General features: G+C 69.1%; 20 protein-coding genes. 5 read left to right on the top strand and 15 right to left on the bottom strand.

Annotated elements, in window-relative coordinates; genetic code table 11:
* The first annotated feature begins 25 nt into the window (after positions 1-25).
* Both acnA and MOQ72_RS17995 read left to right on the top strand, forming a co-directional pair.
* On the top strand, positions 26-2,713 hold the full coding sequence (acnA, locus tag MOQ72_RS17990) for an aconitate hydratase AcnA (protein WP_277954266.1): 2,688 nt from the start codon (positions 26-28) through the stop codon (positions 2,711-2,713).
* A 148-nt stretch (positions 2,714-2,861) separates the two neighbouring features.
* On the top strand, positions 2,862-5,189 hold the full coding sequence (locus tag MOQ72_RS17995; RefSeq protein WP_242184903.1) for an aminotransferase class III-fold pyridoxal phosphate-dependent enzyme: 2,328 nt from the start codon (positions 2,862-2,864) through the stop codon (positions 5,187-5,189).
* Positions 5,190-5,194: 5 nt separating this feature from the next.
* Here the strand turns inward: MOQ72_RS17995 and MOQ72_RS18000 are convergent, their stop codons facing one another.
* The 11 genes from MOQ72_RS18000 to MOQ72_RS18050 all read right to left on the bottom strand — a co-directional run bounded on the left by MOQ72_RS18000 (position 5,195) and on the right by MOQ72_RS18050 (position 17,483).
* A complete protein-coding gene (locus MOQ72_RS18000) occupies positions 5,195-6,625 on the bottom strand; it encodes a serine hydrolase domain-containing protein (protein WP_242184905.1) in 1,431 nt (476 codons plus the stop codon).
* A gap of 161 nt (positions 6,626-6,786) precedes the next feature.
* Complete coding sequence (locus MOQ72_RS18005) at positions 6,787-7,617, bottom strand: alpha/beta hydrolase (protein ID WP_242184907.1); 831 nt, start codon at positions 7,615-7,617, stop codon at positions 6,787-6,789.
* A gap of 71 nt (positions 7,618-7,688) precedes the next feature.
* Complete coding sequence (locus MOQ72_RS18010; protein ID WP_242184908.1) at positions 7,689-8,423, bottom strand: cupin domain-containing protein; 735 nt, start codon at positions 8,421-8,423, stop codon at positions 7,689-7,691.
* Positions 8,420-9,796, bottom strand: coding sequence for an NAD-dependent succinate-semialdehyde dehydrogenase (locus MOQ72_RS18015; RefSeq protein WP_242184909.1), 1,377 nt, complete (start codon positions 9,794-9,796; stop codon positions 8,420-8,422). The genes MOQ72_RS18010 and MOQ72_RS18015 overlap by 4 nt, the downstream gene beginning before the upstream one ends.
* Before the next feature lie 39 nt (positions 9,797-9,835).
* The gene (locus MOQ72_RS18020; RefSeq protein ID WP_242184910.1) at positions 9,836-10,924 is read right to left on the bottom strand and encodes an isocitrate/isopropylmalate dehydrogenase family protein; all 1,089 of its coding nucleotides are present in this window, start codon (positions 10,922-10,924) and stop codon (positions 9,836-9,838) included.
* A 118-nt stretch (positions 10,925-11,042) separates the two neighbouring features.
* Positions 11,043-11,876, bottom strand: a complete 834-nt coding sequence (locus MOQ72_RS18025; protein WP_242184911.1) for an ABC transporter ATP-binding protein — start codon at positions 11,874-11,876, stop codon at positions 11,043-11,045.
* 148 nt (positions 11,877-12,024) lie between these two features.
* The gene (locus tag MOQ72_RS18030; protein ID WP_242184933.1) at positions 12,025-12,837 is read right to left on the bottom strand and encodes an ABC transporter ATP-binding protein; all 813 of its coding nucleotides are present in this window, start codon (positions 12,835-12,837) and stop codon (positions 12,025-12,027) included.
* A gap of 5 nt (positions 12,838-12,842) precedes the next feature.
* A complete protein-coding gene (locus tag MOQ72_RS18035; RefSeq protein ID WP_242184912.1) occupies positions 12,843-13,703 on the bottom strand; it encodes an ABC transporter permease in 861 nt (286 codons plus the stop codon).
* Positions 13,700-14,653 carry an ABC transporter permease gene (locus tag MOQ72_RS18040; RefSeq protein ID WP_242184913.1) on the bottom strand — a complete coding sequence of 318 codons (954 nt, stop codon included), beginning with the start codon at positions 14,651-14,653 and terminating at the stop codon, positions 13,700-13,702. The genes MOQ72_RS18035 and MOQ72_RS18040 overlap by 4 nt, the downstream gene beginning before the upstream one ends.
* 2 nt (positions 14,654-14,655) lie before the next feature.
* Positions 14,656-16,299: an ABC transporter substrate-binding protein gene (locus MOQ72_RS18045; protein ID WP_242184914.1), complete on the bottom strand. Its 1,644-nt coding sequence runs from the start codon at positions 16,297-16,299 to the stop codon at positions 14,656-14,658.
* Positions 16,296-17,483 carry a C45 family autoproteolytic acyltransferase/hydrolase gene (locus MOQ72_RS18050; RefSeq protein ID WP_242184916.1) on the bottom strand — a complete coding sequence of 396 codons (1,188 nt, stop codon included), beginning with the start codon at positions 17,481-17,483 and terminating at the stop codon, positions 16,296-16,298. Before MOQ72_RS18050 ends, MOQ72_RS18045 begins: the two co-directional genes overlap by 4 nt.
* Positions 17,484-17,604: 121 nt before the next feature.
* Between MOQ72_RS18050 and MOQ72_RS18055 the strand changes: the two genes are divergently transcribed.
* The gene (locus MOQ72_RS18055) at positions 17,605-18,528 is read left to right on the top strand and encodes a MurR/RpiR family transcriptional regulator (protein WP_242184917.1); all 924 of its coding nucleotides are present in this window, start codon (positions 17,605-17,607) and stop codon (positions 18,526-18,528) included.
* 723 nt (positions 18,529-19,251) lie between these two features.
* On the opposite strand, the gene MOQ72_RS18060 is transcribed toward MOQ72_RS18055, so the two are convergent.
* Entirely contained in the window at positions 19,252-20,130 is an 879-nt protein-coding gene (locus MOQ72_RS18060) for a LysR family transcriptional regulator (protein WP_242184919.1), read from the bottom strand.
* 98 nt (positions 20,131-20,228) lie between these two features.
* On the opposite strand from MOQ72_RS18060, the gene MOQ72_RS18065 reads away from it, so the two are divergent.
* On the top strand, positions 20,229-21,701 hold the full coding sequence (locus MOQ72_RS18065; RefSeq protein WP_242184920.1) for an MFS transporter: 1,473 nt from the start codon (positions 20,229-20,231) through the stop codon (positions 21,699-21,701).
* Between the two features lie 133 nt (positions 21,702-21,834).
* Here MOQ72_RS18065 and MOQ72_RS18070 read toward each other — a convergent pair whose 3' ends face one another.
* Positions 21,835-22,776 carry a hypothetical protein gene (locus tag MOQ72_RS18070; protein WP_242184921.1) on the bottom strand — a complete coding sequence of 314 codons (942 nt, stop codon included), beginning with the start codon at positions 22,774-22,776 and terminating at the stop codon, positions 21,835-21,837.
* Between the two features lie 533 nt (positions 22,777-23,309).
* Here MOQ72_RS18070 and MOQ72_RS18075 point away from each other — a divergent pair.
* Positions 23,310-23,870 (top strand): hypothetical protein, encoded by a 561-nt coding sequence (locus MOQ72_RS18075; RefSeq protein WP_242184922.1) that lies wholly within the window; start codon positions 23,310-23,312, stop codon positions 23,868-23,870.
* On the opposite strand, the gene MOQ72_RS18080 is transcribed toward MOQ72_RS18075, so the two are convergent.
* Together MOQ72_RS18080 and MOQ72_RS18085 are read right to left on the bottom strand one after the other, a co-directional pair.
* Positions 23,830-24,483: a response regulator transcription factor gene (locus MOQ72_RS18080; protein WP_242184923.1), complete on the bottom strand. Its 654-nt coding sequence runs from the start codon at positions 24,481-24,483 to the stop codon at positions 23,830-23,832. The two genes, MOQ72_RS18075 and MOQ72_RS18080, sit on opposite strands and share 41 nt — an antisense overlap.
* Positions 24,480-25,757, bottom strand: coding sequence for a sensor histidine kinase (locus MOQ72_RS18085; RefSeq protein WP_242184924.1), 1,278 nt, complete (start codon positions 25,755-25,757; stop codon positions 24,480-24,482). Before MOQ72_RS18085 ends, MOQ72_RS18080 begins: the two co-directional genes overlap by 4 nt.
* Positions 25,758-25,891 lie beyond the last annotated feature (134 nt).

Consider the following 25,891-nt stretch of genomic DNA (forward strand, 5'->3'; position numbering starts at 1 on the left):
TAGTCTGGTCCACGGAGGGGGCGACTTGAGCACGGTGCGGACAGCGCTGAACAGCTATCAAAGCCTCGCTCTACTCGATCTCGCAGGTGAGCGCTTTCGTGTGCACCGTCTCGACGCGGTTCCCGGCGCGGAACAGCTGCCGCTGAGCCACAAGGTGCTCCTGGAGAACCTGCTGCGCCACGAGGACGGGCACTCCGTGACGACCGAGCAGATCGCCGCGCTCGTCCGCGGTCGGGCGGACGGGGCCCCCGACGTCATCTCGTTCTCGCCGTCCCGGGTGTTCCTCCACGACACCAACGGGGTTCCGGTCCTGACCGATCTCGCCGCGTTGCGCGACGCGATCGCCGAGGCGGGTGGCGATCCACGCCGCGTGAGCCCCCTCATCCCCAGCCACCTGACCGTCGACCACTCCATCGCCACCGAGGTGTCGGGCAGCCCGGACGCCGTGCGCCGCAACATCGAAATCGAGTACGCGCGCAACGCGGAGCGGTACCGGTTCCTGAAATGGGGCGAACGGCTCGACGGTGTCCACGTCGTTCCGCCGGGCAGCGGCATCATGCACCAGATCAACCTGGAGTTTCTCGCGCAGGTTGTCGAGCGCCGCGACGGTTGGGCATTCCCGGACACCTGCGCGGGAACGGACTCGCACACCACCATGGTGAACGCGCTCGGCGTCCTGGCGTGGGGCGTCGGCGGCATCGAGGCCGAGGTCGCCCTGCTCGGGCAGCCGCTGAGCATGGTCGTCCCACCGGTGGTGGGCGTCGAGTTCGTTGGCGAGCTCCGGCCGTCCGTGACCGCGACCGACCTGGTGCTCACGATCGCCGAGACGCTGCGCGCGCACGGTGTCGTCGGCAAGTTCATCGAGTTCACCGGCGCCGCCGTCACCGGGATTGCGCTGGCCCAGCGGGCGACGATCGCAAACATGTGCCCGGAGTTCGGCGCCACCGCCGCCATGTTCCCGATCGACGGTGCGACGCTCGACTACCTGCGGCTGACCGGTCGGCGGCCCGATCACATCGCCGCCGTGGAGACCTACGCGAAGGAACAGGGGCTCTGGCACGAGCCCGCCTACAGCCCGCGCTACGACGAGCGGTTGCGGATCGACCTCACCCAGGTGACCGCGTCACTCGCCGGCCCTCGCCGGCCCCAGGACCGCGTTCCCCTGGGCGACATGCGAAGCAACGCCGCCGCAGCAGTCGAGCGGGTCCGCACCGCCGGGCCCGCACTCCGCAGCGGCGGATCGGTCGCGGGCCCTGGAGTGGGCCACGGCCAGCAGGTCCAGGACGGCGCTGTCGCCATCGCCGCGATCACCTCGTGCACCAACACGTCCAATCCGCACGTCATGGTCGCCGCCGGTCTGCTCGCCCGGAACGCGCGGGCACGGGGACTCAAGACCAAGCCATGGGTGAAGACGAGCCTGGCACCGGGTTCGAAGACCGTCACGGACTACCTGCGGCGCTCGGGTCTGTCCGACTCGCTCGACGAGCTCGGCTTCAACCTGGTCGGCTACGGCTGCATGACCTGCATCGGCAACTCCGGACCGCTGCTGCCGGTCGTCGCCGAGGCGGTCGCCGAACACGGCGTCGTCGTCGCCTCCGTGTTGTCGGGCAACCGGAACTTCGACGGGCGCATCCACAACGACGTCTCGATCAACTACTTGGCGTCGCCACCCCTGGTCGTCGCCTACGCCCTCGCGGGCTCGGTCACGCACGACCTGCTGTCGGAACCGCTGGGGACGGACGCGGACGGCAGGCCCGTCATGCTCGCCGACCTGTGGCCGAGCGACGCCGAGATCGACGCGGTGATCAACGCGCACCTCACTCCCGAGCTGTTCAGCGACGCCTACACCGGCATCTTCGACGGCGACCGGAATTGGGCCGATGTGCCCGCGGCGACCGGTGACCGGTTCGGCTGGTCGGCCGAATCCACCTACCTGCGCCGCCCGCCGTTCCTGGACGCGGCGGCCGAGGAGGCGCCGAGGCCGGACGACATCGTCGGCGCGCGGGCGCTCGCGCTGCTCGGTGACTCGGTCACCACCGACCACATCAGCCCGGCCGGCCGCATTCCCGTGGGGAGCAGCGCGGGACGCTATCTCACCGGGCTCGGCGAGACCGACCTGAACACCTACGCCTCTCGTCGGGGGAACTTCGAGGTGATGGTGCGCGGCGGGTTCGCGAACCCCCGGCTGCGGAACCTGCTGGTGGCGGAGGAGGGTGGCGGGCTCACCCCCGATTTCACGCGGGACGGCGCCGTCGTTCCCATCTATGCGGCCGCGCGGTCGTACGCGGCGGCGGGCGTCCCCCTGATCGTCGTCGCCGGCGAGGAGTACGGAACCGGGTCATCCCGGGACTGGGCGGCGAAGGCGACCGCGCTGCTGGGCGTCAAAGCAGTGCTCGCGCGGTCGTTCGAACGCATCCATCGAGCGAACCTGGCCCAACTCGGCGTGCTGCCCCTGCAGTTCCTCGACGGACAGAGCGCCCGGTCACTCGCCCTGGACGGCACCGAGACGTTCGACATCATCGGCATCGAACGCGCGCTGCGGACCCCGTCCTCCTCGGTGACGATCCGGGCCCGGCCGGAGAGCGGCGACCGGCCCGGCCTGGAGTTCGACGTCAGGGTGCGGCTGGACACGCCGCAGGAAGCCGTCTACTACGAGAACGGCGGCGTCCTGCCCTTCGTCTACCGGCGGTTCCTGCGGGGAGACATTGGCTGAGAACTCGTCTTTGAGCTCGTTGTGCGCGGCGGTGCGGGTGGCGGCCCCGGGAGTTGCCGTCGCCGTCTCGCTCCGCCGAATTCCCGACATCACAATCAAGATCAAAGACAGGCTCTGAGCACATTCGGCGGGGAAAGGACACGGCGTCATGACCACAGAGTGGGCCGGACCGGACGGATCGGCGACCGACGTCTTCGCGGAGCCCGCACCGGTGTTCGCCGCCGGTCGGCTCCGGGACGTGCTGCGCGAGCATTGGGACCTGCCTGATCCGGAGCTGCGATCGCTCGACAGCGAACGCGACCTCAACGCGCTCGTCGACGGCCGGTTCGTCGTCAAGGTCTCCAACCCCGCCGAGAGCGCCGAAGTGGTCGACATGGAGGTCCGCGGGCTCGCCCACGTCCACGACTCGGACCCCGGACTGCCGGTCCCGATCACGGTCCCCGCCCAGTCGGGCGCGCCGATCGTGCGCCTGCGCGATGACACCGGCCGTGACTGCCTGGCCAGGCTGATCACGCTGCTGCCGGGGAACCCGCTCGAAGGAAAGCCGCTCGACATCGGACTCGCCGAGCAGGTCGGCGCCGCCACCGCGCGGATGTCCGTTGCCCTGCGGGGTTTCTTCCATCCGGCGGCGGGCCGAACCCTGATGTGGGACATCAGGAGGATGCCGATCGTGCTGGCCGATTCGGGCATCGGAGCCGGGCCGTGGCAGGACCTCGCGGTCCGGGTGACGCCAGCGCTCGAGGCGACCCGCACGCTCCCGTCCGGTGTCCAGCACGCCGACGTCACCCTCACCAACGTGCTCTCCGAGTCGGGGACCGTCAGCGGCGTGATCGACTTCGGCGACATGCACCACACAGCCGCCGTCTGCGACCTCGCCGCGAGCCTGACGTCGGTACTGCGCGGAGCGGGTGGCGACGGCGACATGTGGCGGCTCACCGATGCCGTGCTCCGCGGCTACCAGCGTCATCGTGAGCTGGCTCGGGCTGAAGTGGCTCTGCTCGGCGAACTCGTGATCGCCCGCCTGCTGACGACGCTGGCGGTGTCGGCGACACGACGCGGTCCGCATCACGACAACCACCGGTACATCACCCAGTACGACCAGGGCAGCGAGCAGGTCCTGGAGTTGCTCGGCCGGCTCGGTCCGGACCAGCTCGCGGACCGGATGGAACGACTTGCCGGTACCCGCGAGCTCGCGAGCGCCATCCCCGGGCACAGCCTGCCGCGCCGCCGAGCCGAGGCGATGGGCGGCGGACTGTCGCCTCTGTTCTACGGGCGGCCGGTCGAGGTGGTGCGGGGCGAAGGCCCGTGGCTCTTCTCCCCCGACGGCACGCGTTATCTGGACGCCTACAACAACGTCGCCGTCATCGGGCACACGCACCCCTCGGTCACCAATGCGGTCGGCAGGCAGCTCGCCGCGCTGAACACCCACTCGCGATACCTGCACGCAGGCGTCGTCGACCTCGCAGAGCGCATCCTGGCCACGATGCCACCGGAGCTGGACACCTGCCTGTTCACCACATCCGGCACCGAAGCCAACGAGCTCGCATGGCGGCTGGCGACCGAGTACACCGGCGCCACCGGAGCGATCATCGCGGAGCACGCCTACCACGGGACGTCCAAGTGGATGGCCGACCTGAGCTCGAACGAGTGGCCGGAGGGTTACCGGCCGCAGCGCGTCGCAACGTACCCCGCGCCCCGCGGTCCCGCCGCGGAATTGACGCGAGCCGTTGCGGCGCAACGCATCACCCGTGCTGCGGCGGCGCTGCACGGCACGGGTGAGAGCCCCGCGCTGGTGCTTGCGGACTCGCAGTTCACCTCCGAAGGCGTCCTCGACATGCCCGGCGAGTTCGCCGCCGGGCTCGTCGACGGCGCGCACGGCGTCGGCGCCCTGTACCTCGCGGACGAGGTGCAATCGGGTTACGGCCGCAGTGGTCCGCGCCTGTGGCGCTTCGCGCTCGCCAGCGTCACGCCGGACATCGTGACGCTGGGCAAGCCGATGGGTGCCGGTTACCCCATCGGCGCTGTCGTCACCCGGCGCGAGATCGCCGACGTCCTCGCCAGGAGCTATGAGTACTTCTCCACCTTCGCGGCGACACCGGTCGCCGCCGCCGCCGGTCACGCCGTCCTCGATGTCCTGCAGCTGACCGGCTTGCCCGAGCAGGCGGTGGAGGTCGGAACCCGGCTCCGCCAGCGGCTGCGCGACCTCGCCGCCGCCGAGCCGTTGCTCGGTGACGTTCGCGGCATCGGACTGCTCGCCGGCGTCGACGTGCTCCCCACCGATGGGGCGAGTTCCCGCGCGATGACCCGCGCCCTGCTCGACGGGCTGGTCGAGCAGGGCGCGCTCGCCGGTTCGACCGGCCCGCGCGGCGATGTGCTGAAGATCCGGCCGCCGCTGGTCTGGGAGCCCGCGCACGTCGACCTGTTCATCGACCGGCTCCACCGGGCGCTGTCCGGGCTACGGGCCGAGCGGGCGTGACGCCGTTACCGGTGCCGGGGAACGCCTCGGACCGGTGGCAGCTCGGTCGGGCCCGAGTTGACGTTGACCTCGCGAGCGACCGTGACGCCAGCGGCGTCGAAGCGCAGCGTCAGCTGGTCGATGAACGGCGATTCCAGGAAGTGCCAGGTGAGGAGCAGGACGTCGTCCGTGGTGGGATCTTCGTCGCTCGGGGCGGACCACTGCGCGGCCGCCAGGATGGCGGCGGACGCGTCCTGGTAGGAGTGGTGGAGCCGCCACACGCTCGCTCCGGTGTCCTGCCTGATCCAGTGGCCAACGCCGTGTTCGACATCGTGCCGACCGAGCTCGTCCTCGACGACGAGCAGCACCGATTCCTCCCGAACCTCGACCGACAGGGCACGCAGGCCGTGCTCGTTGGGTTCGAAGTCGTAGGTCTCCCGGAAGCCGACCCGGCGCGTCCCGGCACGCAGCGGCTCCGGCTCCTGGGCGCTTCGCACCCACCGGCCGACCTCGTCACGTTCGTCCGAAGCGGACCCCTGGCCGTCGGCCATGGCGTCGAAGGCGTCGCGGAACGTCTCCCTGAGCATTTCCGGGAGGTCGTGGTAGGTGCCGTTGCCCATCGCGCCGGTGACGACGACGACCCCGTCCTGGTCGGGGAAGACCATGCACTCCTGGCCGAAGATGCCCGAGGCGTTGTAGATCCCGTCCTCCGTCGTCCAGAACTGGAAGCCGTAGCCCGAGTCGGCGACGGCGTCCACGGCAGGCCCGACGAATTCCTTCCCGTTCCACTCCCCGCCGAGGGCGCGCCGGACGTGCAGGGCCGAGGCTTTCCGCGGCCAGCCGGACGGCAGGACCCGCTTGCCCTGCCACACGCCGTCCTGGAGGTAGAGGACACCGAAGGAGAGCAGGTCCCGCGGCCGCATCGACAGACCGTTGCCGCCGCTGGCCACGCCGTCCGGGTCCCGTTCCCAGTCGAAGTCCACGATGCCCAGCGGTTCGAACAGGCGCGGGCTCAGGTACTCGTCGACGGGCTGCCCGGACACCTCCTGCACGATCGCCGAGAGGACGTGGCTCGTCGTGCTGCTGTACACGAACCTGCGGCCCGGCAGCTCGACCACCGGTTCCTCGAGGAACTCGCCGACCCAGCCGGTCCGCCGCAGCCGGGTCGTCGCCCCCGACAGGCCACGACCGTGCCCGGTCTGCATGGTCAACAGGTCACGAACCCGCATCCGGCTCAGGTTCTCGCTGGGAGCCGCGGGCAGCCGACCATCGAAGAAGTCCACGACCGGATCGTCGAGCCCGAGCAGCCCCTCGGCCTCGGCGAAGCCGACAGCCGTGCCGGTGAAGCTCTTGGTCGCCGAGTGGAGCTTGTGCTTGAGGTCCGGGTCGTGCGGCCATTGCCACAGATCGAGCACGGTACGGCCTCGCCAGTGCACGAGCAGCGAATGCAGTCGCATGCCTCGGTTCGACAGGTCCCGAAGAAGGGTGCTTATGGGGCCTATGCCCACGGTCGCCAGATCGTTCGCCATGGTCACCGTCCTTTCGTGGGTGGGCCGAACGTCGGCCGATATCGTTGCGGCGCTGGTTCCGTGCCGGCCGAGGTGGTCCGCAGGCCGGATCACCGCCGGCTCACCAACTCCGCCATGAACTCCTGGACCACGGGAATCACCTCGCTGCCCTTGTGGGCGACGCCGGGAACGACGTCGAAACGGACCTCGATCCCGTGCGCGGTGAAGTTGTCGCGCAGCGTCTCCAGCCGCTCGATCCGGGTGCTGCCGGTCTTCTCGACACCGTCCATCCAGTTGGGCCCGCCGGGGTTGTTGATCTCCCAGCTCTCGACGTCGTCGCCGCCGACCACCATCTGCACCGGAACCCGCCGCACGGCCTCGATGTCGATCTCGACGCCGAAGCGCTCCGCGAACCCTCCGGTCCCGAGCCACCAGGGCAGCGAGTCGTCGAGCTGGGTGATCCGGCCGGGCGCGCCGATCGAGATGCCGGCCAGCCGGTCGGGATGCGCGTAGAGGAAGCGGTGCGCGAACTGCCCGCCGCCGGAGAAGCCATGCAGGTAGAACTTCTTGGTCTCGGTGTTGAACCGCTCGCCGACCTCGTCGACGATGTGCAGCAGTTCGTGGTCGAACCGGATCCCCTTGTACTCCAAGAACTTGAAGCTGTGCAGCTCCCCGGGTTCCACCAGCCCGGCCGGGAACAACGGCGTGAGGATGACGCAGCGGTGCTCGATCGCGAAGCCCTTCCACCGGTCCCGGTAGAGCTCTGCCGACCGCCCGGTACCGTGCTGGATCACGACCAGCGGCAGCGGTGCCGCGTCGGGCGTGTGGTCCTTGGGCACGTACAGGGCGTAGGACAGGCGCTGGTCGTGCCGCGAGGCGAAGAACGGCGTGCCGCCGATGAAGTGGGCGCCCTGCGAATCGCGTTCGGCGGTGTTCACCATGGTTTCGTGTGCTCCTTGCTCGTCACTGGCTAGTTCCGGTCGCGGGGTCGCGACGCGCGCGGGATCCGCCGTCAGAAGGCGGTCAGAACGTGGTGGAAGTGCTCGACCTCCGGCAGCCCGGCGATCGAGTCGCCGATGAGCTCGCGCCAACGCCGGAACTCCGGCGAGTTCCGGAACCCCAACGTGTGATCGTCGACCGACTCCCAACCGACGACGAGCCGGTACCGCAGCGGGTTCTCGTGCGAGCGCTCCAGGACGAACGTGCGTGCTCCCTTCGCACGCTGGAACAGGGGCGCGGCCTCGGCCACCGCCGCCTCGAACGCCTTCTCCCGGCCCGGCAGCACGGTGATCAGCGCCGTCTCGCGCACGATGCTGGCCGAGCTCACGGGCCCGTCGGGGTGCTCGGCGTCGATCCGGGAGCGCTGCCCCGACTCGACGATCGTTCTGGTCGCCTCCGGCGAGGCGTACGTCCAGAAGATCTTCATCGGCTCGGTGTCCGAGGCGTTCTCGAAGTGATGGGGGATGTTGGCCGGCACGAACGTCGTGTCGAATACGCGCAGCCGGGTCCGCTCGCCGTCGATGTCCACAATGGCCTCGCCCTGCACGATGACCACCGACTCGGCGACGTTGTGGGTGTGATGCGCGATCGCCGCTCCCGGCTCGAAACTGGTGATGCCGTTGAGAAACGCCGTGGCACCCCGCGCGCTCGTCACGAGCGGCACCGTGCGCGCGCCTGCCCCGCGGTCCTTGGCGGGCAGCTCGTCGGGGCGCAGGATAGATGGCTGCTGCCGGTTGTCGGCGGTCATGCCTGGACCACCGGGCCGATCCACACGGTCTTCACGTTGACGAACTCCCTGATTCCGTGCCAGCCGAGTTCGCGGCCGTAGCCGGACTTCTTGATCCCGCCGAAGGGCAGGCGGGGGTCGGAGGCCACCATCCCGTTGACGAAGACGGCACCGGCGTCGATGAGCGGAACGAGCCGCCGTGCCTCGTCGAGATCCGCTGTCCACAACGCAGCACCCAGCCCGTACTCGGTGCGGTTGGCCAGCTCGATCGCCTCCGCGGCGCCGCTGACCCGCGTCACGCTCGCCACCGGGCCGAAGGTCTCCTCGGTGAACGCGGCCATTTCCGGGGTGACGTGGTCGAGGACGGTCGGCGGGTAGAAGAAGCCGGGGCCGTCGACAGGGTGCCCGCCGACGCGGCGGGTCGCCCCCGCGGCCACGGTGCGCTCCACCTGACCATGCAGCACGTCGCGCAGGTCCCCGCGCGCTAGCGGCCCGATCTGGGTTTTCTCGTCCAGCGGATCACCGACCACCAGCGCAGCGGCCTTGTCGACGACGAGATCGACGAACTCGTCCGCGACGCTCTCGTCGACGATGAGCCGCTTGGCGTTGACACAGCTCTGGCCGGTGGTGTTGAACCGCGACCGGACCGCCGCCGTCGAGGCCGCGTCCAGGTCGGCGTCGGCGAGCACGATGAACGGGTCGGAGCCGCCCAGCTCCAGCACGTGCTTCTTCAGCTGGGCACCGGCCTGCGCGGCCACGATCGCGCCCACCTCGGTGGAGCCGGTGAGGGTGACGGCCGCGATCCGGTCGTCAGCGATGAGATCGGCCACGGTGGCGGGCTCGACCAGCACCGTGGAGCACAGCCCCTCTGGTGCGCCGGCCCGGCGCACGATCTCCGCTAGCAGCACCGCGCACCCCGAGACGTTGCTCGCGTGCTTGAGGATCGCCCCGTTTCCCGCAGCCAGCGCGGGCGCGAGGAAGCGGAAGAACTGCCAGAACGGGTAGTTCCACGGCATGATCGCGAGCAGCACGCCCAGCGGCTCGAAGACGACCACGCTCTCCGTCGCGCTGGAAGGGACCGGCTCGGCGGCGAGGTACCGTTCGCTGTTCTCCGCGTAGTGGTCGAGCGTCCAGGCCGACTTCTCGATCTCGGCGCGGGCTTCCGCGATGGGTTTGCCCATCTCCCGCGTGATCAGCTCGGCGTAGCGCTCCACATCGGAACGCAGCTCGCGCGCGATCGCGCTCAGCAGCGGCAAGCGCTTGTCGAGTGGCGTCGCGCGCCAGTCGTGCTGCGCTGCCGCGGCGGCGGCCAGGACGGCTTCGAGTTGCTCGGGTGGGTGCACGTCGTACCCGGCGATGCGGTCGCCGGTCGCCGGGTTGACGGACAGGGGCATGTCCATTCCTTTCAACAGTGGGGATCGCGAGGATGGACGTCAGTTCGGGGTCGAGACCGCACGTCTCCCGGTGAGCAGCCGCGCCACCACGTGGTCGGCGAACTCGGCGGTGCCCAGGCTGCCGCCCAGGTCGCGGGTGCGCGAACCCGGATCGTCGAGCGTCCGCGCCACGGCGGACTCGATGCCTGCCGCCGCCTCGACCAAGGCCTCGTTGCGGTCGCGCCGGCCCCGCCAGTCGAGCAGCATCGCCGCGGAGAGGATGAGCGACGTCGGGTTGGCGATCCCCTGCCCGGCGATGTCCGGCGCGGAACCGTGCTGTGCCTGGGCCACCGCGACGTCGTGGCCGACGTTGAGCGAGCCGCCGAGGCCGAGGCTGCCCGAGAGTTCGGCAGCTTCGTCCGAGAGGATGTCGCCAAACATGTTGGTGGTCACGATCACGTCGAAGGTGTCCGGCCGCCGGATCAGCGCGGCCGCGGCGGCGTCGACGATCAGTTCATCGAGCTGGACGTCCGGGAAGTCCTTCGCGACCTCGCGCACCTCGCGGAGGAAGAGCCCGTCGGAGAGCTTGAGCACGTTGGCCTTGTGCACCGCGGTCACCTTCCGGCGGCGTCCCCGGGCGAGCTCGAACGCCGCCCTGGTCACCCGGGCACAGCCCCGGGCACTGATCTTGCGGATGCTGAACGCGTTGTCAGCGTCCGGCATGAACTCGCCGGTGCCCGCGTACATGTTGCGGTCGGAGTAAAAGCCCTCGGTGTTCTCGCGGACGAGGACCAGGTCCATCGGTGCCCGCAGGACGCTCAGCTCCGCCCTCGACCGAGACGGGCGGACGTTCGCGAACAACTCGAACCGAACGCGGAGCTCGGCCGACGGGTTGAGCCCGCCCTCGTCCTTCGGCGGGTACTCGTAGTGCGACACCGGGCCGAGGACCACGCCGTCGACCTCGGGGATCCGGTCGAGCACCGCCGGTGGGAGCGTCGTGCCCTCGCGGGCGAGGCTGGCGAACCCGATGTCGGCGGTCTCGAATTCGAGGCCGAGGCCGTACGCGGCGTCGGCCGCGTCGAGCACCTTTCGGGTCGGGGCGACGATCTCCGGACCAATGCCGTCCCCAGGCAGTACGAGCAGTCTCATCGTGGCGACCTGTTAACCTTCCGAATCTTCGTCCGGGCGGATGACGCTGTCCGGCGAGGACGCCGGGAGCAGCCGTGCGGTGTGTTGTCTGCGGGTTCGACGGCCCGCTCGGAACCCGTCACCGCGTGCTCGCGAAGGCGGCCCGCAGTTCGGCGACGCGCTCGGGTTTCCAGTTCGGCCCTGGTGCGGACGACAGGAGCATCTCGGTGTAGGGGTGCTGGGGGCGGCGCAGCACATCTGCCGTGGCACCCTGCTCGACGGCCTCTCCCTTGTACATCACGAGAATCTCGTTCGTCACTTGACCGACCACGGCGAGGTCGTGCGTGACGAACACCAGGCTCACCCCGGTGTCGGCGCGGACCTCGTTGAGCAGCCGCAGGATCTGCGCCTGAACGGAGACGTCCAATGCGGACACCGCCTCGTCGAGCACGAGCACGGCGGGGTCCACCGCGAGCGCCTTCGCGATGGCTACCCGCTGCCGCTGGCCGCCGCTGAGTTGGTGGGGCCGGGATCCGAGATGCTGCTCGGAGAGCCCGACGCAGTCCATCAGCTCGGCGATCCGGGCCCGCACGCCCTCCTTCGCCGGATCGGGCAGATGGCGACGCAGGACATCACGCAGTGCTGCCTCGACGCTCAGCCGGCGGTCCAGGGAACCGTACGGATCCTGGAAGACCATCTGGACTTCCCTGGCCCGGCGCAGGCGCGCGGACCTGCCGCGCTCCTTGCGTTCCCTGGCCCGACCGTTGATCGCGATCGTGCCCGCGTCGGGGCGGGCCAGGCCCACCAGCATGCGGGCGATCGTGGTCTTGCCGGAGCCGGACTCGCCGACCAGCCCGAGCGCCTCGCCCTTGCGCAGGCCGAAGCCCACGTCCTTCACCGCGACCACGCGGGGCGCCCCACGACGCCCGGGGAAGGTCTTGGTCAGGCCATCGACCTGCACCGCATCGCTCATGACTGGTCCGCCTCCAGTTCCGCCTCTCCGCGATTCGCAGTGGTGGTTGCGTCCGGCCCGATCTCCCGTTGCGTGGTTTCTGGTGGCTGGTTCGCGCCACGGTCCCCTGGGGCGCAGTTGCGGAGGACTGAGGTCGACACAGGGCTCCTCATGACTGGGCCTCCATCACGTTCGGTTCCCGATCGGGAAGCTTGGGGACGGCGTCCGCCAAGGCCTTCGTGTACGGGTTGGCCGGGTTCACGAAGATCGTGCTGGCCTTCTGGTGGTCCACCACGGAACCGTCCTTCATGACGTAGACGCGGTCGCAGTACGCGGCGGCGAGCTGCAGGTCGTGGGTAATGAACAGGACACCCATCTCCCGCTCTCGCTGGAGCCGCCGGAGCAGCGCGAGCACCTCCGCCTGCGTCGTCACATCGAGTGCGCTCGTCGCCTCGTCCGCGAGGAGCAGACTGGGACTGATGCTCAGCGCCGCGGCGATCACCACGCGTTGCAGCATGCCGCCGGAGAGCTGGTGCGGGTACGCGCGCAACAGGCGGTCCGTGTTGTCGAGGCCGACCTCGGCGAACAACGAAGCAATCCGCTCCCGCGCCTGCGCCTTGGCGACACCGTGGACGTGGACGAGTCGCTCGGTGGCGGAGTCGCCGATGCGGCGCACCGGGTTGAGCACCGCACGCGGCTCCTGGAAGATCATGGCGGCCATTTCCGACCGGACCGTCCGGACCGTGGCCTGGTCGTCGGCGACCATGCTGCATCCGCAGGTCGTGACGGTGCCCGACAGGGAAGCGCCGTCCGGAACCAGGCGCAGCGCCGCTCTCGCCGTCGTCGACTTTCCCGAGCCGGACTCACCGACCAGCCCCACCGTCTCGCCCTCGGCGACGTCGAGCGTCACGCCGCGCAGGATCTGCCGGGGGCCCTCGGGAGTCGGTACCGACAGGTTGAGGTCTTCGATCACCAGCAGCATACGAGTCACGTCCTCACGGCGAGCTTGTCGGAAAGCCGAACCCCGACGACGTTGGTCGCGACCACCACGATTGCGATCGTGAGGCCCGGGATGATGGCGGGGCCGAAGAAGCCCTGGATCACACCGGCGCGGCCCTGCTGCACCATCAACCCCCATTCGGAGCTGGGCGGCTGCGCGCCGAACCCGAGGAAGCTGAGCGCGGCCAGGCTCATGAGCCCCTCTCCGAAAAGCACCACGAGGTAGCCGACCAGGGTGGGCAGCAGGTTCGGCAGCACGTACCTGCCGAGCAGCTGGACGCCGCCGACCCCTTGCAAGCGGTAGGCGTCGACGTACGGCCGGGCCAGCTCCTCCAGCGCGACCGCCCTGGTGAACTTGGCGATCACCGGCGCGAAGGCCAGGCCCATGCCGATGATCGACGTCGCGGGCCCGCGATCGAACACCGCGATGATGAGCACCACGAACAGCAGACCCGGAAACGCGAACATGACGTCGGTGACCCGGGCGAGCAGGGTGTCGACCCAGCCCCGCCGCCACGCGGCGACCACTCCGATGAGCACGCCCACCGCCGTCGCGAAGGCGAGCAGCGCGATCGCGCCGAGCAGGCTCGGCCTGGCGCCGTGGATCACCCGGGACAGGATGTCCCTGCCGAGCTGGTCGGTACCGAGCCAGTGCTCGGCGCTGGGATAGCTCCAGATGGCGGAGAAGTCCGTGGCGTCGGGCTCGTACGGCGCGACGAGCGGGGCGAGCACCGCCGCGCCGACGGCGACGGCGAGGATTCCGACGCAGACCCCGAAGTTCCATCGGGAGCCGCGCCCACGGCCCGGCGACTGAGCCGTGGACTGCGACCGGAGACTGTCGATCGTCACGATCGGTCACTCCTTATCAGGGTGCGCGCGTCAAGGAGCGGGTACAGCAGGTCGACGAGGACCGTGACCACCATGTACGCGAGCACCATGTAGAGCAGAATCGCCTGCACCACGGCGAAATCGTGCGTGTTGATGGATTCGACGAGCAGGCTGCCGACGCCGTTGAGGCCGAACACGCTCTCGATCACCGTGGTTCCCGCGAGCATTCCCGCGATGGTGAGCCCGCACATGGTGACCACCGGACCGAGCGAGTTGCGCAGGACGTGCCGGGACATGATCTGCCTGGTGCCCAGCCCGTAGCTGCGCGCCGCTTCGACGTGGTCGAGCGACTGCTGCTCGACCATGGTCTGCCTGGTCACGCGGCTGATGAGCGCGAGCGACCCGAGCGCGAGCGCGACCGCGGGCAGCGCCAGGTGGTACAGCCGGTCGACGAAGCCCTCACCGTCCCCGGCCACCGGGAACCAGCGCAGCTGCACCGCGAAAACCGACACGAGCCCCAGTGCGATCACGAAGTTCGGCACGGAGTTCACGAAGGTCGTGACCCCCGTGATGAGCGAGTCGAGCGGCCCGCCCCGGCGCAGAGCCGAGGCGACGCCGAGCGAGACGCCGATGACGACGAACAGCACCGCGGCCATCACCACGAGCGTCAGCGTCATTGGCAGGCGCGACGCCAGCAGGTCGGAAACCGGCTGCTGGTAGAAGAAGGACGTGCCGAGGTCGCCGTGCAGTACGCCCCGCGCCCACAGGGCGTACTGCACGGCGAACGGCTGATCCAGGTGGTACTCGGCGCGCACCGCCGCGACCCGTTCCGGTGTGACGTTCTCGGGGTTGCCGATCAGGAACGTCACCGGATCGCCCGGCGCGGCGTAGGTGCCCGCGAAGATGATGAACGAGCTGATCGCCAGCGTGAGGAGCATGGCGCCGAGCCGCCGCAGTAGTGCCGCCACCATGCTTACTGGCCCTTCGCTCCGAGGTCGGCCGCCCACGGGTAGTTCCGGAAGGCGCCGGACGCGGGGACACCCGTCACGTCAGTCGAGAGCACGACCGTGGTCGGGCTCTGCACGACCGAGAGCCACGGCATGGCCTCAGCCCACCGGTTCGCGAGGTCGATCGCGAGGTCGGCCCGCTTCACGTCGTCCAGCTCGGCCTTGCCCTGCTGCACGAGGGCGTCGTACTCGGGGTCGTTGAGCACCCAGTTGACGGACGAGTCGGAGGCACCGTTCTTGTAGAAGCCGACGGGGTCGTTCTTCGAGACGAAGTAGTCGTCGGTGAACAGGTCGGCCTGCTTGCGGAAGTTGGCGTCGCTGTAGTAGTCGCCGTACTGCTGTGGCGGGAACTGGATGATCCTGGCGTCCAGGCCGATCTCCTTCGCCGCTGTCACGACCGCGTTCGCGATCACATCGCGCACCGTGGTGCCGTCGCTGGCGACCAGGATCTGCTGCGTGTTGCCGACCTCGGCGACGAGCTTCTTCGCCGCCTCGATGTTCTGCGCGGTTGGCGTGGCCGGCGCGCCCGCCGCCAGCTCCTGCGACGCCGCGCGGAACTTGTCGGCCTGGTAGCCCCACGCACCGGAGCCCACCGGCTCGCTGGCGGGCACCCCGAGACCGGCGAGCGCAGCGCGTGAGACACCGTCCCGGTCGAGCGCGAGCGACAGCGCCTTGCGGAGCCGCGGGTCGGCGAGTGCGCCCCGCTCGGTCACCATCGAGTTCCACACGCGGGTGTCGGCGCCCTGGCTGACCGTCGTGTTCGGAGCGTTCGCCAGCCCGGCCGCGGACGCGATGTTCTCCAGGTACGCGCCGTCTGCCTCACCGGTGAGCAGCGAGTTGACGACGGCGTCGTCGTCGGCCCACCGGATGGTGAGCTCACCGGTCTTCGACACGCGCTCCTTGTTCCAGTAGTCCGCGAACTTGGTCAGGACGATCTGCCGTCCGGAATCCCACGACTTCAGATCCAGCGGTCCGGTGCACGCGTCGTCCCCCCTGGGGGTGCCGAAGGTGTCGCCCTGCGCCTCGACGGCCTTGCGTTCGAAGACGACGCCGCCGGTACCGGACAGGGCCTTCACGAACACGGCGTCGGACTGGGTCGTGGTGACCGTCACCTCGTTGGGCCCGGTCTGGCTGACTCCGGTCACGTTCACGAACTCATCGGATTCGTTCGCCCCGTCGGCGCGGTGCCGGTTCATGCTCCACACCACGTCGTCGGCCGTCATCACGTTGCCGCTGTGGAAGCGGACGCCCTGGCGGATGGTGAAGACCAGCGTGGTCGGTGTCGTCCACTCGAATTTCTCGGCGAGCCAAGGCTTGATCGTCAGGTCCGGCTGCACCTGGACGAGGCGTTCGCACACGTTGCCCATGACGGTGTCGGTGGTGGCACCGGCGGCGTCGTTGTCCTGGTCTAGGGTCGCCGGCTCCTTGGGCATGAACCAGGTGGCCTTGTCGAGCGGGCCGGACGCAGCAGGTGTGCTGTCGACCAGCCGCACGTTCTGCTTCGCTTGGGACGGGGAGACGGGCGCGCCGCCGCAGCCGGCGATGACTGCGAGCGTGGCGCACCCCAGAGCACCGGCGGCGAGCCAGCGCGGATGGCGGTGTCTTGTCATGACGGTTCGTTCCTAGCGGTCGTTGTTGCGGGGGTGGTGGTGCGATCGCCGCCCGGCCCGTCGTACAGGCGCCAGGGCAGAACTTCGTAGTCGTTCTCGCAGGGATTGCCCGCGGCCAGCCGGTACTCGCCCGTGGTGAGGTCGACGAGGCTGGACATGATCGTCTTGTTCCGCCGGACGGCGGGTCGGCCGGGATCGACGTGGGCGCACACGCTGTCCGGGAGTCCTGTGTGGTCGCTCATCGTCTCGGCGATGACCTCGCGGACCCCGGCCGAGTCACGGGCGCCGGAGGCAAGGCCGAGACCGCGCGTGATGATCGGCACCCGGTAGAGGGAGTCCACAGGGGACGGCCGGTACGTCTCGCGAAGTCGTTCGGGGACACCGAACTGGTAGTGGTTGCCGTGCACGAGGATGCCGTCGGCGGGGTAGCCCCAGCGGTGCACCACCGGTGTCGTCTCCAGGTCGATGGCGACGCCGTCGCGATGCGTGATCAGCAGGTTGGTCGCGATGTGCTGGTGCACGTCGAACGGCACCTGGAGCGCCGCGCTCAGGCTGGCGGAGTCGAGGATCAGCCGCCGCAGCACCGGCTGGGGCACGCCGATCCCGGCGTCGAACCGCCCGCCCAGGCCGTTGGCGTTCAGCGCGATTCCCGCGGAGTTGGCGCCCTGCCTGCCGATCTGTCCGGCCTCGACCTGCATGATGATCGTGGGCTTGGGCGGCTGCACCACCCGCAGCAGCACGGTCGTGGCCTCGACCCCGGCGCGCCAGTCCCAGTTCTGCCCGCAGTAGGTGTGCCAGTCCCCGGTCGCCTCGGGCAACAGCGCGTAGGAGCTACACCCGTCCACGGGTTCGGAGGCGTGGCCCCGGCCGAAGCCGCTGTCGTGATTTCGCACGATCTCGCCCCGGGCGTTGAGCGCGAGGATCTCGTCGGGATGCAGACCGGCACCCTCGGCGATCGCGTCCATCTCGACCAGCAGGTCCGGTGCGCTGTCCTCGATCGGCGCCCGCCACTGACGTGCCGCGACGAGCACGTCGGGCCAGGCCAGACCGGACGACGCCGCGAACGCGTCCCGGTAGAACTCCACCGAGCCGCGGATCTCGGCATGGGCGGCCTCGCCGTAGGCGGCGCCGCGTTGGCGCGCATCGCCGGAGACCTCGATGAGCGGGACCGATCTCTTCGGCATCCCAGGAATATCCTCTCACCACAGACAGCAATGTGACCGTAACGTGGACTACAAGTTGACGGTGCCCGTAGTAGAAACTACGGTGAAGATAGCCGGATCGAGAAGAAAGTCAACCTCCGCTGTGAACGATCAGCCTGAAGACGACCCGCTGCGGGAGCGGATCGCGAGCAAACTGGCCGACCTGCCTCCCGCCGAACGACGGGTCGCCGAGTACTTGCACGACCACGCACAGGAGATCATCTTCGCGACGGCGGGCGAGATCGGTGCGGCGACCGACACCAGCGACGCGACCGTCATCAGAACCGCCAAAACGCTGGGTTACTCGGGCCTTCCCGAGCTCAAGCGAGAGGCTGGCAGCCGGGCGATCGGCCGGACCCGGCCGTCAGCACGGCTGCGGAGCCGGATCGACAAAGCGAGCCAGCAGACCGGATCCCTGCTCGACCACGTTTTCACCGAGGCGACCGAACGACTTCTCGAAACCCGCAGGCTGATCACGGAGGAGGACTTCGTCGCGGCCGTCGACCTGCTCACGAACGCCCGCGAGGTCGTCAGCTTCGGCCTCGGCCCGTCGGAGATGAGCGCGCACTACCTCACCCTCCGGCTACGGAGGCTCGGTCGGCAGGCCCGGCAGATCAGCACCACGGGGTTCCGACTGGCCGACGACCTGCTAGGGCTCCAGAAGTCCGATGTCGTGGTCCTCTACGTGCCCGGCCGACTGTTCAACGACGTCTACGTCCTCCTCGACCACGCGCAGGCGGTGGGCTGCCCCGTCCTGCTGTTCTCTGATTCCCTGCTGCCGGTCCTCGCCGATCGCGTGACGCTCACCCTGGCGGCCGTGCACTCGGGATCCGGTTTCACCGGCGAGGGGCTCAGCGCGCTGCTGCTCACCGACTGTGTGGCGCTCGGCATCGCCGCCAGAGATCGCGATCGGGCCACGAACACGTCCGAGTTGCTCAACTCGCTGCGCAACGCCTTGACCCAGCCCGAGCCGCGCAAGCGGACGACCCGCCGTCCCCGGCGGCCGGAGAAGGGCACCGCATCGTGATGCGCCGCGAGACGTGCGACTGAGGACGAAGCCACCAAGGGCTTCATCCACACGCCCGCGCCCCAGACGGGCCGGGGCGCGAGGGAATCGCGCCCTCTTATTTGCAGGGGTGTTGTTGGGCCTATCGGCCATGCACCGACCCCTCTTTGTTAATCCACGCCGAACGGAAGCAGGGGTCCTTCGCTACGGCGCGCCCGCGGACTGCCCAGATCCAGACTCGGCCTGGCCATATCCGCGACGTCGCCGAGGCCAATGGCGGCGCCGTCTTCTCAAGGACACGACCCGGCGCCGTCGCCACGGTGGGTTCGCTGTGGACAGCTCTCGCGTGGCCAAAACACAGGGATCCGATCGGCGCTGCTCGGCGAAGGGCGGCGAAAACCCAGAAACCGCAGGCCAAAACGGTCCACCTCGCCGCCCCCATCGTCTGATCAGTCCACAAGCGACGCTCACGCGCGGCAGGTCTGGTACCTCGTGCCGCTCGCGTTCTCCGCGAAGACCGATGGCGTGGTGTTCACGTTCGACGCCGATTTGACCGCGACCGTGGATCCTGATGCGGCGTTCCTGTTGAGCTTCCACGTGTGATGAGGCCTGGGACCAGCCCTCAGCATCAAATTCTTGAGTCCGCATCCGCGAGCATGACGAACCGATCCCACAGCGCGTGCTCTAACGGATGCGTTTTCAGCGGGGTGCTCTTCGCGTCGGACGGGTGCCACGCCGGGCTGGTCAGTGGGGGATGCCTTGGATCGGGTTTGCCCGGGACAGGATCGCGGTGGTCAGCGCCTCGACGGGCTCGGTTCGTGCGTGCGGATTGGTGAGCAGGACGAGGTCGATCTCGCCCAGCTCTGGGAGGCCCGCGCTCGCGGGTACCTCGATGAGATCACCCGGGGTGAGGCTGCGCGGGAAGATGGCGATCCCGAGCCCGGCGCGGACCGCCGCGAGCACCCCGTTGACACCCTGCACGACACAGGTGACCCGGTGCCGCATCCCGACCGCGTCCAGGGCCCGGACCGAGAGCGTCCGGCTCAGGCTGGGTGCCTGGTACACGATCAACGGCACCGGACGCCTTGGCGCCACCTCGGTGCCGACGGCGGTTGCCCAGACGAGCCGGTCACGCCGCACGAGCCGACCACGTCCCTCACCGGGCTCCGACTTGACGAGCGCGACGTCGAGGTGCCCCGACGCAACGCGACGCTGCAGCATCGGTCCCTGCGCGACGGTGATCGCCAGGTCGATGCCGGGGTAGAGCTTCCGGAAGTCGCGCAGCACGGTGGGCATCTGGGTGAGGGCGACGTCGTCGGTGACGCCGAACCGCAGCCGACCACGCAACCGGGACCCGGTGAAGTAGTCGACCGCCTGCTCGTGCGCGGAGATGATCGTCCGCGCGAAGTCCGCCATCGCCTCGCCATCGGCGGTCAGAGTGACGCTGCGCGTGTCGCGCACCAACAGGGAACGACCGACGGCGGCCTCGAGCTTGCGGACGTGCTGACTGACGGTCGGCTGCGCGAGATCGAGGTGGGCGGCGGCCCGTGTGAAGCTCAGGGACTGCGCCACCGCGAGGAACGAGCGCAGGTGCTCAACGCTGTACACGGCGGACCCTTTCATTGGGAAACGCAATCATAGTAATAGCGGGGATTCTGTTTCGAAATGACTGCCGAATCGGAACGATAGGAGGCACACAGACATCGTGAGGTGTTCGATCCTTGAGCAGCGAGCCCGACACAGCCAACGTCCTCCCGCCGCACCCGTCGTCACCACCCCCGAGATCCTCCCGCTGCGAACGCCTTTTCGGCTCGCTGCGGTCGCGCAACTATCGCTTCTTCCTCGTCGGTCGGCTCTTCGCCACGACCGGCGCCTGGGTGCAGCGCATCGCCCAGGACTGGCTCGTGCTGACCCTCACCGACAACGCCGCCGCGGTCGGCCTCACCAGCGCCCTGCAGTTCCTGCCCACGCTCCTGTTCGGCCTCACCGGCGGCTGGATCGCGGATCGTTGGCCGAAACGCCAGGTGCTGCTGCTCACCCAAACGGCCATGGCGATCACCGCGGCCGCACTCGCCTGCCTCACCCTCACCCACCACGTCGCGCTCTGGCACGTCTACCTCATCGCGTTCGCGCTCGGCACAGCCACCGCCGTCGATGAACCGACCCGGCAGGCGTTCGTCAACGAGATGGTCGGCCCGCGCCACCTGCGCAACGCCATCTGCCTCAACGCATCCGCGTTCCAGTTCGGCGCCCTGGCCGGCCCCGCCATCAGCGGTGCCTTGATCGCGACCGTCGGCCCTGGATACTCCTTCGCCGTCAACGCGCTGTCCTACCTCGCACCCATCAGCGCACTCCTTCTGATCCGCCCCGCCGACCTACGCGGATTGAGCACGGTGGGCACGTCCGACCGTCGGCTGCGCGAAGGAATGCGTTACCTGTCTGGGAATCGCGACATGTTGTGGCCGATCCTGCTGGTGGGAACGTTCGGGCTGTTCACCACGAACCTCCCCGTGACGCTCGCCGCGTACGCGAAGTCTGTCATCCACGCCGGTGCCGACGGATACGGCCTGCTCAGTGCCATCACCGCCGCCGGAGCCCTCATCGGCGCATTGCTCTCCGCCCAGTGGTCGCGAACCACGCACCGCACCCTGTTCGCGATCGGCGGGATTCTCGCCGGACTCTACGTGCTGACATCCTTCGCCACGAACCCATGGATTCTGGCTGCCTTCCTGCTACCCATCGGCGCCACGACAACGCTGCTCAATACCTCGGCCAATGCCACCGTTCAGCTCGCCGCCGCTGACACGTTCCGCGGCCGGGTCATGGGCGTGTACATCCTCGTCTTCGTCGGCAGCGGTGCACTCGGCGGCCCGCTGCTCGGAACCATAATCCAGACCCTCGGCGCACACGTCGGGCTGCAGGCGGCAGGGATCGTACCCGCGCTGGCAGGCACACTCCTCTGGTTCACTCGCCCTGCACGGCAACGGAAATCCCGCCAAACCCGAATCACATCGGTACTGGTAGCTCATCCGCACGACGAACCGAGAACACGCCCGAAGGACAACGCATTGCGGCCTGTCGGTCAGCGCCGTAGCAGTCCGGCGGCAGCTGCCCCATCCGGGCAACGACGTAACCGTCGTAGCCGTCCTGATCGAACACCTCCGGCGCGCTCAGAGCGCACATCTCCACGCTGACCACATCCTTCGTCCTCCGCGCAGCACCGCTTCGGAGTGCACTACCTGCATCCGCACTCCTTGCGTTCAGGACACATGAGATCACCTCGTTGAAGCTCTCAGCTTGTCGAGTGACGCAGGCGGGAGGGAATAGCTACGGGTTCGATGACGCCAGCCGCGTACGAACGAGCGCCGCCAGCATCGTGCTGCCCGCCACCACTGCTGCCAGGTGCAGGACTGCCGCGAGTGCGAGGTTTTCCGGCAAGGCTGCATCGGGCGGTTGCGCGACTGCCAGGTACAGGGTGAACGGAAGCTTCCAGCCGCTCCAGGCGAACAGTGAGCCCGAGCCGAGCCAGCCGAGCACCATCAGGCCCCATCGAGGGACTCCTGCGGGCCGCCCTCGGACCGCGGCCCAGGTGGCGGCGGAAGCCGCGATGGCCCAGAGCCCGAAGACGCCGGACAGCACATGCCAGTTGAGGTCCCGCTCGCCGCGGTGGGCGACACCTGCGGTGCCGCCCGCCGCCCAGTAAAGCCAGATGAGACCGACTGCGGCCCCGACCACGACCATCCATGGCGGCACCTTTGGCGAGCCCCCTCCACCGTCCCCGAGCCGACCCGCGAACACGTCCGGCCAGCGCCGCCGCAAGTACGTGGGCAGCGCGACGGCCAGACCCAGCCCCATGCCCACAAACCCGATCTGAACCAGTGCGGCCTCCCAGATCGGCATCGACGGGCCCGCGTCGCTCCCGCTATCCGGATTGCCATCCGCCGAGTCCAGCAGCGAACTGAGAACGGCGTATGGCAGCACCGGGACGAGGAACCCCGTCCCAACCCAGGCGCAGAAAGCCAACGGCACTCCCGGTATGCGCATCCCCCACGGCCGCACCAGCGCGAGCGCCACCGCGATCCCGATCCCTGCCATGGCGATCGTTGCGCTATTGAGCACCACCCACTCCACCTCGCCGAAGCCGGTCCCGACCGGCAGCAGCCCCAATAGTGAACCGACCACCCACGACACCTTGATCAGCAAGTACGGCGTCAGCGCCAGCGCTGCCCCATATGCCGCGATCCCTCCGGCCCGATCCCAGCGATCCATTCGACCTCCCAATCAGAGCAACGGAGTTCATGTCTCGTCCACCACCGCCCCGGCGGGCGCAAACCGCCGGGTGCATCCCTGTCATCACCCAGCAGGAGTGCGTAGCCGACTGGAGCACGGGCGGCCCCACAGCCGACGTACGTAGGCGGCATCTCCAGCGCGAGACCTGGTGCGGTCGCGACGAATCCGAAGTAGACGACCGCGAACACCCGACCGCGCGGCCCAGCACCCAGGCGGCTTTCAGCCCGCGGTAGACGCTGGCACCAAGGCTGACGATCGCTGCACCGACGCGTTGGACGAGGCCGGGACACACGTCCGGCTCAGAGCTTCCGATGACGTCTGAGCCATAGCTGCTAACCACCATGACCGCATCGTGACCCTGCCGCGCCGGCCGGTGCATCGTTCCGGAGAGGGACAGCTGTCGCTCTCGCGAGGGACTCGCAAGCCGTCTCACCGCAGCTACGTTCGCCGCGTCCAGCGACGCCACACCGCGCTCGCAGGTCGGTCGGATAGTCGCAATAGGAGGGTCGTCGATGACAGAGCACGCGATCGGGGCGAGGGTTCGGCCCCCCGTCAGCATCAGGATCTGCGCCTACGCCATACCGTTGTGCATCCTGCCGTCGGCGCTGTGGCGACTGTTCAGTGCCGCCCGCACGCTGGTCACGAATGTGAACCCGTGCTCAAGCCACAACGTCCTCGAAGCGATCTACGTGCCGAGCCTGTCGTTCGGCTCCATGGCTCTGGGGTTGCTGGCGATCGGTCTGGTACGTCCGTGGGGTGAGGTGTTGCCGCAGTGGTTACCCGTTGTCGGAGGACGGGCGGTAAACGCGCGTGCCGTCACGGGCACCGCGTACGCCCTGGCGGCGCTGCTCGCGACTGTCATCGCGATGTGGCTGCTGGGTGGCGGTCCGCACCAGGCTCCGCTGCGAGCTCTGCCGCCCGGGTGCCACCAGCCGGGCTGGGATGTCCTGCGGTGGTACGTGCCCCTGCTGTTGTGGGCGCCCCTGCTGGCCATCGTGACGCGCAACTACCAGCTTCGGCACCGCGGCTCGGTCAGTCCACGGGGACGAATCCGCTCTCGTAAGCGCGGATGACGGCCTGCACGCGATCGCGCACACCGAGCTTGGCGAGGATCCGCGCGACGTAGGTCTTCACCGTCTCGACCGTCAGGTGGAGCCGTTGTGCGATCTCGGCGTTCGACAGCCCGGAGGCTATCAATCGGAGCACCTCGCCCTCGCGTTCGCTCAGCATCGGCAGGCCGGGGCGGCCAGCTGCGGCGTCCACGTGGCGGGAGACGAGCCTGCGGAGGGCATCCGGGAACAGCAAGGAGTCGCCGTGGTGAACGGTGCGGATGGCGTGGCGGACCGACTCCGGAGCCGACCTCTTGAGCAGGAACCCCTGTGCTCCGGTCTGCAGCGCCTCCTGGACATATTCATCGTTCTCGAACGTCGTCAGCATCAGCACCTTGGTGTCGGAATGCCGCTCGCGCAAGATCCGGGTCGCCTGGATCCCGTCCACCCGCGGCATCCGGATGTCCATGCACACCACATCCGGCCGCAGAGATGCTGTGGCGGACACCGCCTCGGCACCGTCGCGCGCCTCGCCGACGACGCAGAGGTCTTCGCCCTCGATCAGGGCGCGCAGCCCCGCGCGCACAAGGTCTTCGTCGTCTGCGAGCAGGACCCTGATCTGGTTGGCGGCGTTCACGGTTCCTCCTGTTCCGGGACCGGCAAGGTCACGTCCAGATGCCAAGTGCCGTCGCGTTGGCCGGACCGCATCCTCCCGCCGAGGAGATGGACCCGCTCGCGGACTCCGGCCAGCCCTCGTCCACCCCCACGACCGCCACCAGCCGTCGGCCCAGCACCGGCCACCGGGTTGGTCACCTGGATGCGGAGGCGCTCGTAGCGTCGCCCCAGGCTGATCCGGACCGGTTGGCCGGGTGCGTGCCGCAGGGCGTTCGTGACACCTTCCTGCACGATCCGGTATGCCTCGCGGGAGACGGCCGGGGGCAGCGTCGCGAGGTCCTCGACCTCCGATGAGACGACGATTCGCTGACCACCTTCGCGTGACGCGCGCACGAGACCGTCAAGACTGCTGAGATCGTGAACGGGCTGGCGCTGCGCGGCCTCCCGGTCCTCCCGCAGCAAGCCGAGGATGGCATCCAAATCCTCCAGCGCGCGCCGGGCCGCGGTTTCGACGGTCTCCAGCGACCCCGCTAGCGCCTCGCTTTCCGGTGGTACGCGGCGTCGCGCGACCGCCGTCTCCAAGACGACGACCGTGAGCGCATGGCCGACGCTGTCGTGCAGTTCCCGGGCGAGTCGGGTGCGCTCGACGAGATGCGTCGTCCGCGCCTCGAGTTCGGCTAGGAGTTCTGCGACGGACGGACCGAGCAACGCCGGTGCGAGCCGCGCCAGCGACACGCCGCAGGCCGACAGCGCGAGAAAGACTGACACGACGACGAGGAGCAACACGACCGACACCGGGACGGTGCCGCCCCAAACACCGGTCAAACCCCACAACGACAGCCCGGTCAGGTGGGCCTCGTGCGGCGCGACCGCACGGACCAGGTAGACCACCGCAAGGATGCCGCCAATGATGGCGGCCCCGGCGAGACCACCGGCGAGGAGATGCGCCCAGAACCACGTGACGGTCCGCCACCGCTGGTCCCAAGTCCTCGGGGGCCCAGGTGGATGCCCTCGAAAGTCCACTCCCAGCAGGGAAGTCGCCGCTGCCCCCTCCAGATGTCGCAGCTGCGGAAGAAATCCCAGCAGAGTCGGCGGGACAACCACCACAGCGGCAACGAGAAGTCTGTTGAACGCGACCGGCGCCCGGTCCCACAACGCGTCCGCAACCACCAGATCGATGGACCCGAACGACAGCGCGAGCGCGGAGCCGGTAAGCAGATAAACGAGCCGTAAGGCATACCTAGAGCCGCGCAGCCAACGAACCCGGCGCCACGTCGAGGAATCCGCTCCGTGCATCACAACGTCATCTTCGCAGGGCTCCAGCGCCGGAAGACAGCATTCTGCAGGACATGGCGCCGACCGCCGACTCGACCGCTTCTGGGCGCACCTAGTCCGGAGGCGGGGTGGGTGGCGCCTCATCCTGCGGCGTT

The organism is Saccharopolyspora soli (assembly GCF_022678645.1).
Taxonomy (GTDB): Bacteria; Actinomycetota; Actinomycetes; order Mycobacteriales; family Pseudonocardiaceae; genus Saccharopolyspora; species Saccharopolyspora soli.

What these genes read in the sequence shown, in the direction of transcription:
- MOQ72_RS18015 (WP_242184909.1), bottom strand. Translation starts at nt 9,796, where the DNA reads ATGCCCCTGTCCGTCAACCCGGCGACCGGCGACCGCATCGCCGGGTAC.
- MOQ72_RS18025 (WP_242184911.1), bottom strand. Translation starts at nt 11,876, where the DNA reads ATGAGCGATGCGGTGCAGGTCGATGGCCTGACCAAGACCTTCCCCGGG.
- MOQ72_RS18005 (WP_242184907.1), bottom strand. Translation starts at nt 7,617, where the DNA reads ATGGTGAACACCGCCGAACGCGATTCGCAGGGCGCCCACTTCATCGGC.
- MOQ72_RS18010 (WP_242184908.1), bottom strand. Translation starts at nt 8,423, where the DNA reads ATGACCGCCGACAACCGGCAGCAGCCATCTATCCTGCGCCCCGACGAG.
- MOQ72_RS18085 (WP_242184924.1), bottom strand. Translation starts at nt 25,757, where the DNA reads ATGCACGGAGCGGATTCCTCGACGTGGCGCCGGGTTCGTTGGCTGCGC.
- MOQ72_RS18045 (WP_242184914.1), bottom strand. Translation starts at nt 16,299, where the DNA reads ATGACAAGACACCGCCATCCGCGCTGGCTCGCCGCCGGTGCTCTGGGG.
- MOQ72_RS18070 (WP_242184921.1), bottom strand. Translation starts at nt 22,776, where the DNA reads ATGGATCGCTGGGATCGGGCCGGAGGGATCGCGGCATATGGGGCAGCG.
- MOQ72_RS18030 (WP_242184933.1), bottom strand. Translation starts at nt 12,837, where the DNA reads ATGCTGCTGGTGATCGAAGACCTCAACCTGTCGGTACCGACTCCCGAG.
- MOQ72_RS18060 (WP_242184919.1), bottom strand. Translation starts at nt 20,130, where the DNA reads ATGAAAGGGTCCGCCGTGTACAGCGTTGAGCACCTGCGCTCGTTCCTC.
- MOQ72_RS18000 (WP_242184905.1), bottom strand. Translation starts at nt 6,625, where the DNA reads ATGCGACTGCATTCGCTGCTCGTGCACTGGCGAGGCCGTACCGTGCTC.
- MOQ72_RS18040 (WP_242184913.1), bottom strand. Translation starts at nt 14,653, where the DNA reads ATGGTGGCGGCACTACTGCGGCGGCTCGGCGCCATGCTCCTCACGCTG.
- MOQ72_RS17995 (WP_242184903.1), top strand. Translation starts at nt 2,862, where the DNA reads ATGACCACAGAGTGGGCCGGACCGGACGGATCGGCGACCGACGTCTTC.
- MOQ72_RS18075 (WP_242184922.1), top strand. Translation starts at nt 23,310, where the DNA reads ATGACAGAGCACGCGATCGGGGCGAGGGTTCGGCCCCCCGTCAGCATC.
- MOQ72_RS18020 (WP_242184910.1), bottom strand. Translation starts at nt 10,924, where the DNA reads ATGAGACTGCTCGTACTGCCTGGGGACGGCATTGGTCCGGAGATCGTC.
- MOQ72_RS18050 (WP_242184916.1), bottom strand. Translation starts at nt 17,483, where the DNA reads ATGCCGAAGAGATCGGTCCCGCTCATCGAGGTCTCCGGCGATGCGCGC.